We start from the raw sequence: 15,960 nt of genomic DNA, 5'->3' as shown, positions 1-15,960 counted from the left end.
CAATATGCAAAACGGTAAAGTAAAATGGTTCAACAACGAAAAAGGATTCGGCTTCATCGAAGTTGAAGGCGGAGACGACGTATTTGTTCACTTCACTGCTATCGAAGGAGAAGGATACAAATCATTAGAAGAAGGACAAGAAGTTTCTTTTGAAATTGTCGAAGGTAATCGTGGACCTCAAGCTTCTAATGTTGTAAAACTCTAAACTCAATACATGTTGATCAGATGACAAATAGAGGAGAGGCGTATGCCTCTCCTATTTGATTGCCGTCTGAATCTCGATGGCGACAAGATTCTGCTTGCAGCGCTGCTCGATTTCTTCAATTTGTTTCTCCATTGACGGCATTCCTTTTTTTGCCATTTCCGCTAAACTTCCCAAATCACCGTATATTTCTTTAAATGTCTGCTGAAGGATTGTTTTTAAATCTTTATCATTCACGGCTGGTTTTTCCCTTCTCTCCCAAGATACCCTGAATAATAGTAAATTAGCCCTAATTAATCAGGTTCAATAGTTATATCGGCTTATTTTCTATATTTTTTTCTATTTTCCGTACATATTTCAAAAAAAAATCTCCAAACTATTTGCGGAGGTGTTTTTTAATGGACTCTGAATTTTTTCCAAACGGACTGACGGATAAACGCCAGCTTGAATTAGCGGTGGAAACGGCCCAGAAAACAACGGGAGCGGCTACCCGGGGCCAAAATTCAACTTTGGTGGAATCTGCGCACCAGGCGATTCAGGATGCCAGAACGATGTCACAATCCAGTGAACTGCAGGCTCTCGACCAGGATTTTCTGCAAAAGCAGCGAATGCTTCTCGACGATTGCCAGCATCAGCTCGATGAATTCGAAAAATAAAACCGCAGAAGCTGCGGTTTTATTTTTTATTGATTTGTCAGCACCTTGCCGTAGGCTTTCAGCTTCTCCCCCACCGTGCATTGGTTGATGCAAAAAGAATGAGCGTGCGTTTTTCCAAACTCTTTGCGGAAATGCTTTTTTACGAAACAGTCTTTGCAATATTCATCCTGAAGCTCTGTCAATTCTTTATAAATGCTTTTTTTATCCAATATCAGTCATCTCCGTTACCTTCTAATGTTATGCGGCTTTCAATCTGCCGGTCCGAGAGAATTTTTCTGGCAAGGTCATCCGCTTCTTGATTTTCCTTTCTGTTTACGGCTTCATATGTCGGTGTCAGCTTTAAGGATTCGAGCAGCGCTTCAATTTTATCCAGCCATTCGTTTTGCGTTTCATCATAACACGGCCAGCTGCCGTCAAGCTGATGTAAAACGACGAGGGAATCCCCTCTTATCGTGATTGAATTTCTGCTTGCGCCAAGTTCCTGCACTTCCTTAAGCGCTTCGTACAAAGCGGCATATTCCGCCTCATTGTTCGTCTGAAGCGTTAAGCTTTTGTTTTTCCGTATGCGGTGCCGCTTGCCGCCGAGAGAATAATACACGACAATTCCGAGTCCGGCGCGTCCGCTTGTTTTGTCAAAGCCGCCGTCGAAATACACTGTAATGTCGTCAGGTTCGTGCGCAAGCTCTTCAGTAAGCTTTTCTAATTCTTTAAGCGTCCAGCTCGCGCCTTTTTCATCCTCAAAATAAATGTCTTTTATATAAGGAAAGCGGCTGACTTCTCTTGCAAGCATGCGCGCTTTCGGAACGGTCAGCCAATCTTCGGAAAAAAACGCGACGGGGCCTGTTCCTTTTGCTTCTATTTCGATATACGGCTTAAGATTCATTGAAATCACCTTACCATTCATTAGTTGACGGGCGTGTGCTATAATCAAACCATTCTCAAATTGAAAGGAAGTCAGCAGGTTTTGTTTAACGATGTGTTATGGATCTTATTTGCGGTCATTCATTTTATCATTGTTCTTCTGTTTTATAAAGGATTTGGCAAAACGGGCCTATTCGTATGGATCGGTTTCGCCACGGTGTGCGCCAACTTGCAGGTTGTCAAAACAGTCGAGCTGTTCGGGCTTACGGCGACACTGGGAAATATCATGTACGGCACCGTTTTCTTCGCAACGGATGTGCTGAATGAAAAATACGGTCCCAGGGAAGCGCGCAAAGCCGTCTGGCTCGGGTTTTCCACTCTGCTCGCTTTGACATGCGCCATGCAGGGGGCTCTTTTATATAAACCGGCTGCGTCAGATATCGCACAGCCGGCCCTTGAGACGATTTTCGGTTTTCTGCCGCGTGTTGCGCTCGGAAGCCTCTTGGCTTTTATTTTCAGCCAAACGATAGATGTTTATGTATATTCAGCCATTCGGAGAATCTTTCCTTCAGACAGGCTTCTCTGGCTCAGAAACAGCGGAAGCACGGCGCTCAGCCAGCTGCTGGATACATTTATCTTCACTGCCGTGGCCTTTATCGGCGTTTATTCCGCGGGAGTATGGTTCAGCATCTTCATTTCAACTTACCTGATTAAATTTGCGGTGTCACTCATTTCTGTCCCTTATGCGTATGCGGCAAAACGAATGACGCCGAATGGAGAGTGACGGATGATGCCCGCTGAAATTTATGTAGACGGTGCAAGCGCCGGAAACCCGGGCCCGTCCGGTATCGGTATTTTTATTAAACATGACGGGAAAACAGAATCTTTCTCAATTCCGATCGGCGACCATTCAAATCAGGAAGCTGAATTTCTCGCTTTAATTGAAGGAATGAAGCTGTGTGCCGCCCGCGGATTTGAGTCCGTGTCATTCCGGACGGATTCGGATATCGTGGAGCGGGCCGCAGATCTTGAAGCGGTTAAAAACAAGGCTTTCCAGCCGTTTGTGGACGAAATCATCCGCTTAAAGGCCGGATTTCCATTGTTTTTCATTAAGTGGATTCCCGGCAGACAAAACCAAACAGCCGATCAGCTCGCAAAAAAAGCGATTCGGCTGAATAAATAACCGGAATGAAATTGCGTCTCACTGTTCATCCTACAAATGAGGTGAACAGCTATGAGAAAAGAAAATAAAGGCCGGCTGACCGGGGGCGTGAATCCTCAGGGAAATATGGAAGGAAACGCGCATAAAGACCCGAAATCAGCCCTTGAAAACAACGCAAAAAAAAGCAATACAAAACGCTAGAGGGATCAGCTGATCTCTCTGGCGTTCAGCTTTTCGAGCATTCTTTCAATTCCTTTTATCTGATGGCGTCTGAGCATTAATGCCGCTTCTTCCATCTTCAATGAAAAAAGTGCTTCTTCAAGCGTACAGACTAACGGCACCTCGCAATGTATTTCAGCAAGCTGCCTTGACAGCTCCAATTCTTTCAAGCTTTGCTGAATTTTCGTTTGCTGGCCCTTCGGCAAGAGAGCGAGGCTTTCTAATAACCGGTCTATGTTTTGATATTCACGGATCAGCTTGTACGCCGTTTTTTCCCCGATCCCTTTAACGCCGGGATAGTTATCGCTCGTGTCTCCCATCAGCGCCTTAATGTCAATCAGCGCTTTTGGCGGAACTCCCGTTTCTTCTCTGAATATCTCATCTGTATATACCTTATAATTGCCGATACCCTTTTGCAGCAGCGCTACTTGAACTTGATGATTCAGCAATTGAAGCAGATCTTTATCACCCGTTACAATCGTAATTTCCGCTTCCCCGGAAAATAGGGCAGAAAGCGTACCGATACAGTCATCCGCTTCATAGCCTTTTATGCCGATGTTTAAAAAACCGAGCTCTCGCGCTGCTTCTTTCGCTAGGTCAAATTGCGGAATCAGCTCTAGCGGCGGTTCGCTTCTGTTGGCCTTATAATCTTGAAACAAATCATTGCGGTACGTTTTGCTTCCCATATCCCAGCAGCAGACGACATGTGTGGGCTGAAACGTATCAACCGCCGTAATAAGATGCTTTAAAAAACCGTTGACGCCGTTTGTGGGAATTCCGTTTTCATTTATCATAAAATTGCGATGAACGGCCGTCGCGAAAAACGAGCGGAACAAAAGCGCCATGCCGTCAACGAGCAGTAATTTATTATTCATATATCGAAACTCCTTTTTATTCAATGTTCCTATTTTACCAAAGAAGGCGGTAAAAAAACAGCATCCCCCCATTTGGAAGATGCTGCCGTCACGTTACTCACCGTGTCTTTTATTGCTTGCTATCAGCTTTTCAGCTTCACGGCCGGCATAAGAATCAAATTTCTGTCCGAAGCCGTTTTTCTTTTTGGCATTGTTATTCTGCTGAGCATTTCTGTTTCCCAGTTTTGTTCTGCCCATGGTCATATCCCCCTTTAGAGAAGATACGAATAGTATGTACAGCAAGCGCTGATGACACACGCGGCAGGTTCATCCATTACTGTCTGCTGACGAATTCTTTCACCATCTCTTCACTTACGAATCGTCTTTGCGGCACGATGCCCTTTTTCGCCAGCTGGTTCATTTTTGCGGTGATGCCATTGATGGCATCTGTCGTGAACGGTTTATTCTGTCTGCATTTTACAATGGCTTCTTCAATGGCCTGTTCACGCTCATAATCAAGCTGTACAAATGTTTTGACGTGCTGATGCTGTTTTGCGGAATGTGCTGAAATTGCTTTATGGACTTCTGACATAAAAGGTTTCATCTCGCTTTTTTCATTTTAGTCTACCACGACTGATATCTGCCCGCCAACCGGATTTTTAAATTTTCAGCATTTCATCTTTCTTTTTCCATGCTTTTTCGGCTTCGTAAAGGTGTTCAATTTCCCTTGCACTCGTATTTTCCGCAAGACCTTGTAAATAAGTGTCCCGCTGCTCGCGGATCTGGGACAGGCTTTTATCCGCCATTTCTTCTTGCAGACGGCGCACCTGCTCAGCATATCGCTCTGAAAGGCTTTCTTTCTCCTGCTCAAGCCACTTTTCTGTCACTTTTTGCAGGCTGAGCCTGAGCCCTTCTACAAACGCTGCTTTTCCGTTCTGTTCAAAAAACTGCTTCGGTGATTTAACTTCCTTTACGTGATGTGAGAATGCCGAGACGTCAATGACCGGAGCGACCTCTTTCAGCTGAACGGCAAATTCGTTTTCACCGCTGACATAAATGGAGAAATCTCCGTCTTCCATAAGCTTCTTCTGACAGTTTTCCATCCATTCCTCAGTCATATGGCGCTCAATAAAACCGGTCATCCGGATATCGAGCGTTTTCAGCTCTTGAATATATTCAAAACGGAATTCCTTGAGCGCTTCATTCAGCGCCGCTGATATATTTTGTTTCCAATCACCGTTTTGAAGACCCGGATGGAAGGCGGTTTTCAGCATATCATTCGCATAAAACGTCAGGCGATGTTTAATGTGATAGAGCTGTTCTTCCGTATCTTTCATCACTTTTCGAATGATGACCTCAGACGTACGGCGCTTTGAAATGTCACCGAGAGCTTTTTCATAGGAAGACTCCAGACGCTGTTTCTTTTTCTCTTTTTCTTCTGCCGACTGGTGAAGAGATTCGTGAAGCTGTTCCACCATACCGCACAATTTGTCCGCCTCTGTTTTCAGCTGGGCGCAGCTGGCCCTCATTACATCTTCCTCAATAAAGTGCTCAAGCCCGGTTCTTACATCAGAGAACCTGTTATAAAAAGCTTCTTTTTTACCCGCAAGCTCTTCTTTACTTGAGACATGATATAATTTCGGCCGGTTAATTCCCTCTTTTGAGAGTTCTGAGCGGACATAGTCTTTGACGGTTTCCAGCTCGCTTTCGGTTTTGGCCAGATCGGCGGCGTTAATGACAAAAAACATTTTATCCATGCCGAATGCTTCTTTGACGAGGCCGAGTTTCTTCAGAAAAGACCTGTCTCCTTTTGAAAAAGAATGCTGATAGTACGTCATATAAAAGAACGCGTCAGCATCTTTTATATATTGAAAGGCAAGTTCCGTATGGCGCTTATTGATACTGCTTGCTCCCGGCGTATCAACAATGGTGATGCCTTTTTGCGTGAGAGGCGAATCATAATAGACGGTGACTTCTTTTACGCAGCAGGCCGTTTTTTCTTCGGCTGCGTACGGTTTTACATCTTCAACCGGCACCGTCAGTGTCAGCCTTTGACGGATCTGTTCTTCATACGTATCAAACGCCTGCAGCATCGTCTGAATCACAGGAATAAGTTCACCCGGAACTTTTCCCTTTTTAATGGCATAATTCCATCTCTCTTTCAGTGAACGCCCCTTTACGTCAGCGTCTTTCAGCTCAGTCAGCTGAAGCATTTCAGCGTCCAGCTCCTCCTCCGTTTTAAAAACGATCTCCGCAGATTTATGCGGTTTGCCGTCTTGCGGTTTCGTTATTTTGTTGATCGTAGCCGTTGTGGGCGTCGGAGATGACGGAAGCACGTATTCACCGACAAGCGCATTTGCAAATGATGATTTACCGGAACTGAATCCGCCGAATAACGCCAAGGTAAACTGGCGGTTTTCAAGCCGCTCAATCCTGCTTCGAAAGGCTTCTGCCTGTTTTCCTAATATGCTTGAGGATTCAAGAATCCCGGCAAGCTCATAGAACCGATCAGTCTGCTCTTTTATAGGAAGTTCCTTCATCGCATTTTTTTCGGGCTTGCTTACTTCATGCCGTACAGCCTCTTTTGGTTTCTCTTTTTGGACGGGCGCTTTTGCAAGGCGTTTTTTTCGCGTATACCAGTCGCCGTTTCCCGTATCACAGGTCAATTCTTCTTCCCACAAAGCGCGGACTCGGGCTGCTTTTTCCAAGGCATTGCGTTCTTCTTTTGCCGATTGCGCGAGCTCATCCCTTATTTTCTTTTCTTTTTCGAGCCGGTTTTTCAAGTTCTCAATGAGCGGTCCGTTTTTTGTCTGAACATAAGCGGTCAGCTCCTCAATGAGTTCCGCTGTCTGTCTTTTGGCTTCCCTTCTGATCATTTCAGCGAGGTCTTTCGTATAAGTTAATACGTATTCAGATGAAAAGGCCGCTCCCTGCTTAAGGGCCTGAGCGGTGATATCATCAGAAAGCGGTGTACGGTACGCCTGGATTTTCCTGATCAGTTCGTCCGAATCCGCTTCATACCGCTTGGCCGCTTTCGTAAATGTGTCGATAATATGCCAATCCGCTTCCCCTTCCGTTCTTTTTTTAATATCGGCAAAAAATTCAGCACGCCTTCTTTCTTTTTCCGAAGCCGTTTTCGCTTTTGAAAAGAATAACCCAGTTTTAAATGAGGGCTGCTGTGATTCAATATAAGCAGATGCAAGCTCCCTCATCTCAAAGGGTGTCAGATTAGCGTTTTGCAATATGTTCTGCACGTCTTTTCTGATGTCTTTCTCTGCTGTTTCAGCCTGTTGAACGGCTTTTTTAAGCTCATCTTCAACAGAACGGACAAGTGCTTCTTGTTTGTCAAACTGCTCTCCGCTGCCGTTTTTATCTTCTTTTACGAGCATCTCTGTATGCTCTGTGACTAAGTGTGCGACTTTTCTCTCCGTTAAGGACCATAAATTTGTTTTTGCCTGCTGTTTCAGCTTCTGCAGATGTTTTTTCAGCTGTTCCATGCCGTTTAAAGGATGGTCAGGCTCAGTGACAGACGTAAAGAAAAGCGATTCTTTCGGTATTCCCGCGTCTTCAAGCATATCTTCCACCTGCCTGCGGTACGCTTCAAACTTCGTTTCAGTTTCATCATGCCTGTCAATTTGGTTGACGATCAGAAACAAATTCGGAATACGGTCTTTGATGGAACTGAGAAACATCATATTTTCTTCTGAATGAACGTGATTATAATGAACGACGTAAAATAAAGCGTCAGCCTGATGGAGAACCGAAGACGCAGATAAAAAATGCGCTTCGTCCGTCGAATCAATTCCCGGTGTGTCGATGTAGGCCGCATAAGGCTCTGACTCCTTAAAGCCGGCATAGACTTCCACCGTCTCAATTTGCTCACCATCTTTACAGAATTGCTGCACTTGTTCTTTATCGTAACTTCCTTTGATCTCTGCATAAGCACCGTCCGTCGTATGAAGCACGACTTTATCTTCACCGTGCCGGATGACAACGAGGTTGGCGCTTGTAGGAATCGGGCTTGTCGGCAGTATGTCTTCACCGAGCAATGTGTTTAATAAAGAGGACTTTCCGGCCGAATAATGCCCGGTAAACGCGATATAAACCTCTTCATCAGCCGCTTTTTTCATAATGGCCGCGAGCTGATCGGCCCGTTTTTCATCCTGATGATCCAAAAATTGTGCGTATAAGGCACCCGTTCTGCTGAAAATCTCCCTGTTATGGCGTTCTTCTTCTGTCATGTGTCTTTACCCCTTTGTGTCTGTCGCATCAAATGACGTTTTCATTTTTAGAAAGCTCTGAAAAAAACCTCTCCCCCATTTTACACAAGAATGGCACACTTTTCTTCAGGAAACGCAAAAAAGCCGCCGATATCGGCAGCTGATAAAGAAAAAACACCCGCGGCAGGAAAAACCGCAGATGTTTAAGAAGACATCGATTTATTCGAAACTTTTTTCAATACGAAACCAATTAAAACACTGTATGTACAAACGGCTGCAAATAAAAATAACATTGTCATTTTCGGCACCACCTTGAATGAGAATCATTTTCATATTTATATCTTATCATGAGTGAGAATGATTTTCAATCTCTATTTTGCGGTGTTTTCTTCTAGCGCTTTCTCTTCGGCGCGAATCCTCACAGTGAGCATGCAGGCATTGAGAATCGAAAAGAGAAACAGTGTCCAATACGCTCCGTATAACAGCGGCAGAAAAATAAATTCTAAGATGACGACCGCGTAGTTCGGGTGTTTCATCCACCTGTACGGCCCCTTTCTGACAAGCTCCGCATCCGGCACGACAAGGATTTTAGTATTCCAATACCGTCCTAATGATAATAGCGCCCAATACCTGATCCCCTGTACAAATAAAATGATACATATAATGGCGGCCCACCTTGGAGAAAGCGTTTTTTGAAACGCCGCCACCTCAGCTGTAAGAGAGACAAAAAAGAGCACATGCATCAGGACGAGAAAGGGATAATGTCCTTCTCCGTATTCGACTGCGCCTTGCTTTTTCACCTTTTGCTCATTGCGCCGGGCCACGATCATCTCCGCAATCCGCTGGGCCGCAAGCAGCATGATAAACAGCAAAAACATTAAGAAGCCCCCTTTTCCCAGCTGAACAGCAAAAGCTCAGACGAAAATCCCGGCCCGAGAGCGCCGATCAGCCCTTTTTCGTTTTCTTTCTGCCGTCCGTGGAGCAACTGTTCTTTTATCACATGAAAAATAGTTGCGGAAGACATGTTCCCGTGTTTTTGCAGCACCTTCCGAGATGCCGCAAGCTGACCGGTGTCCATTGAAAGACTCGTTAAATAGGCGTCAATGACCTTTTTCCCGCCTGGATGGGCAAGAAAGGTTTTAATGTCGTGAGGACTGACACCATATTCAAATAAAAATTCATCAACATTGTCCTTCAGCCACTGTGAAACCAGGGTGGGAATATCTCTTGAAAAAATGACTTGAAAACCGCTGTCGGTGAATTCCCAGCCCATCACATCTTCCGCATCCGGCATCATCACCGATTGAGTGGCGAATATCCGCGGAAGAAGCGGCTGTTTGACGTCGTTTCGGTTCGCCTTTTCTCCTCCGATTAGTACTGCGGCAATTCCGTCCGCAAACAGGGAAGTTCCGATTAAGTTGCTTTTTGACTTGTCGTTCGGCTGAAACGTTAAGCTGCAGAGTTCAGCCGCGATGACAAGCGCGTATGCTTCAGGATACGCGCGGCAGTATTCGTACGCCCTGGACAGGCCGGCCGCTCCGCCCGCGCATCCTAAACCCCAGATCGGTATCCGTTTTGTTTTCGCAGAAAACGGAAGCTGATTCATCACTTTCGCTTCAATGCTGGGTGTCGAAAGCCCGGTGCTGGAAATAAAAAAGATCGCATCCACTTTTTCATACGGAAAGGGATTTGTTAAACAATCCGGGTTTGTTAAACAATCAAGTGCCGCATCCGCACTGTGCTTGACGGTTTCTTCCGTATACAGCCGGTTTTTTTCTGAAAAACCCCGTGCCGTTTTATACCATTCAATCGGCCGGACAAACTGCCTTGATTCAATTTCGCCGTTTTGAAAGGCTTTTAACAGCCGGTCAATATCCTTAAATGAATCGGCAAACATCCCTCTCGCAAAATCCGCCGCCGTTTCTTGCGAGACATGATACTTCGGAATGCTCGTTCCGACAGATAACACATATGCCATGCCCATCACCTCTTTACATAAAGGTTTCCGCTTTTTTCCTGAATGTATGCATAAGTTTGAATCGAGAATTTCACTGACATGCCATTTTAATAGGAAATTGGCCCTTTTGAATAAGAAACCGTTCGACTATACTTGATCCATTCATAAAAAAAAGGTTGTGATAGGAATGCTGAAGCCTGTCATTCTTAAAGGGTCACTCGTTCAGTTAGAGCCGCTGGCGATTGATCACACTCAGGCACTTTGTGACGCTGCTTCAGAAAATAGGACGACTTACGCTTACACCCATGTTCCTGACGGAATCGAAGAAACAAAGCGTTATATTGAGCGCGCGCTTTCCGATTATGAAAAAAGACTTGCATTGCCTTTTGCAGTACGGAGTCTTGAAACAGACCGAATCGTCGGGAGCACGAGGTTTATGGATGCGGAAGTGTTTACGCGGCCGACAGATGCATCTCCGGAAGTGTGTGAGATCGGCAGCACTTGGTATGCCTCTGCCGTGCAGCGGACCGGTGTCAATACGGAATGTAAACTTCTGATGCTGACCCATGCGTTTGACGTGTGGCAAGCTGTCAGGGTGACGCTGAAAACCGACGTTCGCAACCAGCGCTCACGGACTGCGATTTTGCGGATCGGAGCCCAATTTGAAGGGATCCGCCGCGCACACATTCCGGCTGTCGACGGCGGCCTCAGAGATACCGCCTACTACTCCATCCTTCGGGAGGAATGGCCTTATATCCGGCAAAACCTTTCTGGCCGGCTCAAAGCATATAACTGAAAAACCTGCCGATATACGGCAGGTTTTTTTACATATTCGGATCATAGACGTATAAATTGAGATCGATCCGTCCGTCTGACGTGACCGCTACCCCCTCAGCTTCAAGAGACAGCTTCTGTACGGAAAACATCTCTTCATCTCTCAATCCGATTTCGCCCTTTGCATTGATGACCCTGTGCCAAGGAAGATGATGCTTTTTACTCATGGAGTGAAGAATCCGCACAACCTGCCTCGCTCCCCGCGGACTTCCCGCAAGACCGGCAATTTGACCATACGTCATCACTTTTCCTTCAGGTATCTGTTTGATAATGGCTACCGCCCGTGCCGTAAATGTCATGCAACTCCTCATTTCGCAAGAGCAGATGATTTTTGAGAAAATCAGCTACTTCCTGATCTTATTTTTATAGATGATAATTGCTTCATCATCATACTTATTTCAACTCTGCGTTTAAATAGATTATCTGTTTGTTCACAAAAAATTAACAAAGATAAGCATGTACTTATTTAACATAATATGTAATAATACAATTGTATTAAAAAAAGAAAAGGAGTGTTTACAATGAAAATGAAAAAAACTTTAGCCGGCTCAGCCCTATCACTCGCTTTACTCTGTTCTGCCGCCCCTGCTTTTGCCGCAGGTCCTGCTGATACACCTTCTGCAGAAAGTAAAACGAAGGAAGTATCTGCTTTGGCGACGTTCATACTTAATGGTTCTGGCCCTGATTATCCTACTTCAATTTACCGGAATGGAATCACCTATTATTTAGACAACATCACCTTCCATGGTGCTGATGGCACTTGGACAGCCGTCTACAAAAGCTGATTTTTCATGACGGGCGGAAAGTTTGTCTTAAGTAATAACTAAAAAAAATCCGTATGTTACCGTGCAGATGAGAGAATAAATGATTGCTAACATGTTACTTTTTTCAACCAGACATTATTTTTCTCAATTCTATATTAAAGAAGTGTCAAAATTAAAACTATTGACATGTTCTGTATTAAAGAAACAAAGGGTTAAGAACTTGTGCAGCAGATCAGTTTGTTCCATGTTTGTTTTCCAGAAAAGAAGTTCCAAATATCTATTTTGACGGTGTCAATAATTGTTTTATCATGGAACGGAATCTGGTATGGGAATGATGAGCGCTGTTACGAATATGAAGGGGCTCTGTCCCCTTTTTTTAGTTTCACTGACCTTAATAATTGATCGATATATATGCCACTTTAGAAACTAATGGACAATTAGGCTACGAATTAAAAGATGACTGTAAGCCTTTAACCATCAAAGATCTTAAAAATGTGATCGATCCAAAATGTCTTAACAAAGAGCCTCGGCCTCAAAAAGATGATCAAGCCAATATATTCGAGGAAATCAAAAAACATCAGACTCAGCACAAGCCAAAAAATCTTGAATAATTCGCTGATTAGTAAAGCCTTTTGTTATTCAAAACCGAAGCCGAATCTGCCCGTTAACCGCCGAGCATTTTTACCGAAACCGGTTTACAAGAAACAAAAAAAGCATCTGAAGCAGATGCCTTTTTTCAATCGATATTGCGACGATGAAAAGAGTCGGCAACCCCCGTATTTTCCGACGAGGCCCTTGTATGCGCCTGAATATGCTTTTCAGCCGCCTATCCCTACCGCCGGGCTTAGCCATAATGTTAATCAGTTTCTTTTTTTAAAATCATTGATTAATTGATCAGTCGTTAATATTGTGGCGAATTCATCATGCAATGTTGCCAGAGATATATTGTGAATAGTCTCTGCATCATAATATGTATCATTTTGGTCTCTCATTCCAAAGGCTGCTGTTGCATCTGAAATCAGGTATGTATCAAATCCTAAATTACCGCTCATCCTTGTGGTTGTTGAAACACAGTGCGGTGTAGTCAAGCCAGTGATTACGACAGTTGTTATATCATTTGCTTTTAAAAGCTCTTCTAGATTAGTACCAATAAAGCTGCTGTTTACTTTCTTGGTTATAATGACTTCTTTATCCATAGGTTTAACGATTTCCTTTATAGCAACCCCCTCATTTTTTGGATAAAATAAAGAACCAGGTTTATCAGAAATATGTTGTATGTATATGACTGTCCATCCTTTTTCTCTCCATAATTTCAGTATTTTGCTGATATTTTCTTCCGCCTTTACGTTATTTCGTTCTCCCCACTTTTTATCATCAAAGGCTTTTTGTACATCCACAATGATTAAAGCTTTTTTCTTTTCTGCCATCAGATAACCTCCTATATTGAAAATTCGTATTTATAACATTTTAAATAAAGATTTTACTTTTGTACAATTGTTTCAGTGTTAAATTTCATATCGCACCTTCCCCGTTGGAAAAGCATTGAAATATCTAAAGCAAGCACTCACTCAAAAGCTGCAGATCACCAGAGGCCGGCAATATTCAACTCTTTTTCTCTATATACTTATCAATATCCTGAAATAAAGCCTCAACAGTGAATGATAGGATTGCCCCTAACTAAATTCACACTCACAAAATATTAACAAAAAAATCCTTGGTCATTTTTGTATTTTATGTAATAATACAATTGTATTAAAAAAGGAGTGTTTAAAATGAAATTGAAAAAGGTTTTAACTGGTTCTGCCTTGTCTCTCGCTTTACTCGTTTCCGCTGCCCCTGCTTTTGCATCCAGCCCTGGCAATACAAATAGCGACTCAACTCAAACAAAAATTTCGACACAAGCGACCAAAGATTCTTTTACAATGGATTACCTTCATAGATGGGATATCCCAAATACAACTGTTAAGAATGGTGTTACTTATTACCTTAAGAAAGTAGAGATAATCGAAGGGTTCTATCGCGCAACTTTTGAAGGATGGATTAATTAAAAGAAGGGGCTTTCCCTTCTTTTCACTCTCTTTTGTAAGGATCTGTGCACAAAATACTCGTTCACGTACATATAGTGCGGGACGGTTTTTCGGCGAAATAAGGCGGATGCCTCATCACTCAATTTAGTTTCTTTTTCAAAAAATGAAAGAGAATGCCTCGCAAAAAGTTCAGCAACTTTCGGAAGCATCCTCGATCTGGATAAAATAAGATGTTATTTTAAAGAAAAACGGATAACTAACCCTCTTGAACCCTTGTCACATCAAGGGTTTTTTTCGTTTTAGGAATCATATTATAAACAATATTCAAAATCACGGCGGTAAAGCTTCCGGCGACGATTCCGTTTGTGGTCAGCAGATTTAAGTAAGACGGCAAGTGCTTAAACATATCGGGAACGACGGTTACACCGAGTCCCAATCCGACCGAACACGCGACGATCAGAAGGTTTTCCTGCTTTTTAAAGTCAATTTGACTGAGCATTTTAATGCCATAGGAAATGACCATGCCGAACATGGCCACCATCGCGCCTCCCAATACCGAAGACGGGATGATGGTCGTGAAGGCTGCGATTTTCGGAAAAAGGCCGAAGAGCATTAAAAGTGCGCCCGTGACACCGATGACCGCGTTTTTCTTAATTCCCGTCAGCTGCACGAGGCCGACGTTTTGGGAATAAGCCGTGTACGGAAAAGCATTAAAAATGCCGCTGATGAATACCGCCAGGCCTTCCGCGCGGTAGCCTTTTGCTAAATCACGTTCAGACAGGCGCCGGTTTGTCAGGTCACCGAGAGCGAAATAGACGCCGGTTGATTCAACAAGGCTGACAATGGCAACGATGGACATCGTAATAATCGGTGCCGCATGAAATGTCGGCGTCCCGAAGTAAAACGGTTTAATCATTTGAATTGCGTCAGCACTCGCCACATTGTCAAATTGCACTTTTCCCATAAAATATGCGATGGCCGTCCCGATGACAATGCCGATTAAAATCGAAATGGATTTCAAAAATCCTTTTGTAAACCGATAAAGCAGCACGATGATGACGAGCACCGTAAATCCGAGGGCAAGGTTAGCCGGATCACCGAAATCCTCGCTGCCTTCCCCGCCGGCAATATGATTCATCGCGACCGGCATTAAGGTCATCCCGATAATCGTCACGACAGATCCGGTTACGACAGGCGGGAAAAACGATACGAGCTTACCGAAGAAAAACGACAGCAGAATGACAAGCAGACCCGATGCCAAAATGCTTCCGTAAATGGCTGAAATCCCGTACTCCTTACCGATGGAAATAATCGGCGCTACCGCGGTGAACGTACAGCCGAGCACAACGGGCAAGCCGATGCCAAAAAATTTATTCCTCCATACTTGAAGCAGCGTAGCCGCCCCGCACATAAAAATGTCAATTGATACGAGATATGTCAGCTGTTCTGCGTTCAGTCCCAATGCCGCTCCTACAATTAAAGGAACGACGACGGCGCCGGCATACATGGCAAGCACATGTTGGATACCGAGGGAAAGTGTTTTGGCATAGCCGTTTTTCATGAACGGACCTCCTGTACAAATGTCGCTTTTCCGTCTTCAAGCGATTGAATTCTCGCCAGCGATTCGACCCGGCATCCTTTTTTCACCAGCTCATCTCTTCCCGGCTGAAATGACTTTTCAATGACGATTCCGATCCCGCAAACCTCTGCGCCTGCTTGTTTTACGATGGATAAAAGCCCTTCTGCCGCCTGTCCGTTCGCTAAAAAGTCGTCAATGATTAACACGCGGTCTTCTTTCGACAGATGATTTCCGGAGATTGCAATCTGACTTTCTGTTTTTTTCGTGAAAGAATAGACGGATGCCGTCAGCAGATCATCCGTTAATGTGAGAGACTTCCTTTTTCTCGCAAAGATGACGGGAACGCCGAGTTCAAGGCCGGCCATCACCGCAGGGGCAATGCCCGAAGATTCAATTGTGACGATTTTGGTTATCTCGTCTTTTTCAAAACGGCGCGCAAATTCCCGGCCGATCTGCTGCATGAGAACCGGATCAATTTGATGGTTTAAAAAAGAATCCACTTTCAGCACTTGATCAGAAAGAACAATTCCGTCTTCTGCTATTTTTCGTTTTAATGCTTCCACAATGATTACCCCCGCTTATAAAAAATAAAAAAAGCATTGCCCGCTCTCCAAAAAAGAGCAAG

Annotated in this window: 22 protein-coding genes; 8 read left to right on the top strand and 14 right to left on the bottom strand. The window is 44.1% G+C overall.

The annotated features are described in order from the left end of the window. Positions 1–4 precede the first annotated feature (4 nt). Complete coding sequence (gene cspD / locus AR442_RS08115; RefSeq protein WP_003153604.1) at positions 5–205, top strand: cold-shock protein CspD; 201 nt, start codon at positions 5–7, stop codon at positions 203–205. A 51-nt stretch (positions 206–256) separates the two neighbouring features. On the opposite strand, the gene AR442_RS08110 is transcribed toward cspD, so the two are convergent. Beyond that, on the bottom strand, positions 257–439 hold the full coding sequence (locus AR442_RS08110; protein ID WP_012117812.1) for a hypothetical protein: 183 nt from the start codon (positions 437–439) through the stop codon (positions 257–259). A 161-nt stretch (positions 440–600) separates the two neighbouring features. Between AR442_RS08110 and AR442_RS08105 the strand changes: the two genes are divergently transcribed. After that, a complete protein-coding gene (locus AR442_RS08105; protein WP_014418165.1) occupies positions 601–858 on the top strand; it encodes a DUF2564 family protein in 258 nt (85 codons plus the stop codon). A 26-nt stretch (positions 859–884) separates the two neighbouring features. Here AR442_RS08105 and AR442_RS08100 read toward each other — a convergent pair whose 3' ends face one another. Both AR442_RS08100 and AR442_RS08095 read right to left on the bottom strand, forming a co-directional pair. Beyond that, complete coding sequence (locus AR442_RS08100; protein WP_003153581.1) at positions 885–1,067, bottom strand: zinc-finger domain-containing protein; 183 nt, start codon at positions 1,065–1,067, stop codon at positions 885–887. A 2-nt stretch (positions 1,068–1,069) separates the two neighbouring features. Continuing rightward, the gene (locus tag AR442_RS08095; protein ID WP_014418166.1) at positions 1,070–1,741 is read right to left on the bottom strand and encodes a ribonuclease H family protein; all 672 of its coding nucleotides are present in this window, start codon (positions 1,739–1,741) and stop codon (positions 1,070–1,072) included. Between the two features lie 81 nt (positions 1,742–1,822). Between AR442_RS08095 and AR442_RS08090 the strand changes: the two genes are divergently transcribed. The 3 genes from AR442_RS08090 to sspL are packed head-to-tail and all read left to right on the top strand — an operon-like array spanning position 1,823 to position 3,082. Beyond that, positions 1,823–2,503 carry a queuosine precursor transporter gene (locus tag AR442_RS08090; RefSeq protein WP_012117815.1) on the top strand — a complete coding sequence of 227 codons (681 nt, stop codon included), beginning with the start codon at positions 1,823–1,825 and terminating at the stop codon, positions 2,501–2,503. A 6-nt stretch (positions 2,504–2,509) separates the two neighbouring features. Further along, a complete protein-coding gene (locus AR442_RS08085) occupies positions 2,510–2,902 on the top strand; it encodes a reverse transcriptase-like protein (protein ID WP_025649782.1) in 393 nt (130 codons plus the stop codon). A 51-nt stretch (positions 2,903–2,953) separates the two neighbouring features. Then, entirely contained in the window at positions 2,954–3,082 is a 129-nt protein-coding gene (gene sspL / locus AR442_RS08080; RefSeq protein ID WP_003153575.1) for a small, acid-soluble spore protein L, read from the top strand. Positions 3,083–3,087: 5 nt separating this feature from the next. Here sspL and AR442_RS08075 read toward each other — a convergent pair whose 3' ends face one another. The 7 genes from AR442_RS08075 to AR442_RS08055 form a co-directional block, all read right to left on the bottom strand. Next, positions 3,088–3,975: a 5'-3' exonuclease gene (locus AR442_RS08075; protein ID WP_014418167.1), complete on the bottom strand. Its 888-nt coding sequence runs from the start codon at positions 3,973–3,975 to the stop codon at positions 3,088–3,090. Between the two features lie 93 nt (positions 3,976–4,068). Then, the gene (locus AR442_RS20295) at positions 4,069–4,212 is read right to left on the bottom strand and encodes a hypothetical protein (protein WP_014418168.1); all 144 of its coding nucleotides are present in this window, start codon (positions 4,210–4,212) and stop codon (positions 4,069–4,071) included. A 76-nt stretch (positions 4,213–4,288) separates the two neighbouring features. Then, the gene (locus AR442_RS08070; protein ID WP_012117818.1) at positions 4,289–4,546 is read right to left on the bottom strand and encodes a YpbS family protein; all 258 of its coding nucleotides are present in this window, start codon (positions 4,544–4,546) and stop codon (positions 4,289–4,291) included. A 67-nt stretch (positions 4,547–4,613) separates the two neighbouring features. Continuing rightward, a complete protein-coding gene (dynA, locus tag AR442_RS08065) occupies positions 4,614–8,195 on the bottom strand; it encodes a dynamin GTPase (RefSeq protein ID WP_014418170.1) in 3,582 nt (1,193 codons plus the stop codon). A 182-nt stretch (positions 8,196–8,377) separates the two neighbouring features. Beyond that, positions 8,378–8,473: a Fur-regulated basic protein FbpC gene (gene fbpC / locus AR442_RS20290; RefSeq protein WP_025284905.1), complete on the bottom strand. Its 96-nt coding sequence runs from the start codon at positions 8,471–8,473 to the stop codon at positions 8,378–8,380. Between the two features lie 72 nt (positions 8,474–8,545). Further along, positions 8,546–9,052: an isoprenylcysteine carboxyl methyltransferase family protein gene (locus tag AR442_RS08060; protein WP_014418171.1), complete on the bottom strand. Its 507-nt coding sequence runs from the start codon at positions 9,050–9,052 to the stop codon at positions 8,546–8,548. Then, positions 9,052–10,152, bottom strand: a complete 1,101-nt coding sequence (locus tag AR442_RS08055) for a type III polyketide synthase (RefSeq protein WP_014418172.1) — start codon at positions 10,150–10,152, stop codon at positions 9,052–9,054. The genes AR442_RS08060 and AR442_RS08055 overlap by 1 nt, the downstream gene beginning before the upstream one ends. A gap of 166 nt (positions 10,153–10,318) precedes the next feature. On the opposite strand from AR442_RS08055, the gene AR442_RS08050 reads away from it, so the two are divergent. After that, positions 10,319–10,927, top strand: a complete 609-nt coding sequence (locus AR442_RS08050; protein WP_014418173.1) for a GNAT family N-acetyltransferase — start codon at positions 10,319–10,321, stop codon at positions 10,925–10,927. 28 nt (positions 10,928–10,955) lie between these two features. On the opposite strand, the gene AR442_RS08045 is transcribed toward AR442_RS08050, so the two are convergent. After that, positions 10,956–11,264, bottom strand: a complete 309-nt coding sequence (locus tag AR442_RS08045; protein ID WP_014418174.1) for an MGMT family protein — start codon at positions 11,262–11,264, stop codon at positions 10,956–10,958. A 222-nt stretch (positions 11,265–11,486) separates the two neighbouring features. Between AR442_RS08045 and AR442_RS08040 the strand changes: the two genes are divergently transcribed. Beyond that, positions 11,487–11,750, top strand: a complete 264-nt coding sequence (locus tag AR442_RS08040) for a hypothetical protein (RefSeq protein ID WP_017418009.1) — start codon at positions 11,487–11,489, stop codon at positions 11,748–11,750. An 839-nt stretch (positions 11,751–12,589) separates the two neighbouring features. Here the strand turns inward: AR442_RS08040 and AR442_RS08035 are convergent. After that, positions 12,590–13,156 (bottom strand): cysteine hydrolase family protein, encoded by a 567-nt coding sequence (locus AR442_RS08035; RefSeq protein ID WP_014418176.1) that lies wholly within the window; start codon positions 13,154–13,156, stop codon positions 12,590–12,592. Between the two features lie 345 nt (positions 13,157–13,501). Here AR442_RS08035 and AR442_RS08030 point away from each other — a divergent pair, with 345 nt between their 5' ends. After that, positions 13,502–13,777 (top strand): hypothetical protein, encoded by a 276-nt coding sequence (locus AR442_RS08030; RefSeq protein ID WP_007409505.1) that lies wholly within the window; start codon positions 13,502–13,504, stop codon positions 13,775–13,777. A gap of 235 nt (positions 13,778–14,012) precedes the next feature. Here the strand turns inward: AR442_RS08030 and pbuX are convergent, their stop codons facing one another. Next, positions 14,013–15,317, bottom strand: coding sequence for a xanthine permease PbuX (pbuX, locus tag AR442_RS08025; RefSeq protein WP_053284885.1), 1,305 nt, complete (start codon positions 15,315–15,317; stop codon positions 14,013–14,015). Next, positions 15,314–15,898, bottom strand: a complete 585-nt coding sequence (xpt, locus tag AR442_RS08020; RefSeq protein WP_021494223.1) for a xanthine phosphoribosyltransferase — start codon at positions 15,896–15,898, stop codon at positions 15,314–15,316. Before xpt ends, pbuX begins: the two co-directional genes overlap by 4 nt. Between the last annotated feature and the right edge of the window lie 62 nt (positions 15,899–15,960).

Source organism: Bacillus velezensis (genome assembly GCF_001461825.1).
GTDB classification, from domain to species: Bacteria; Bacillota; Bacilli; order Bacillales; family Bacillaceae; genus Bacillus; species Bacillus velezensis.
The sequence above is the reverse complement of the archived record's forward strand: the minus strand, read 5'-3'. Positions and strand labels throughout refer to the sequence as shown.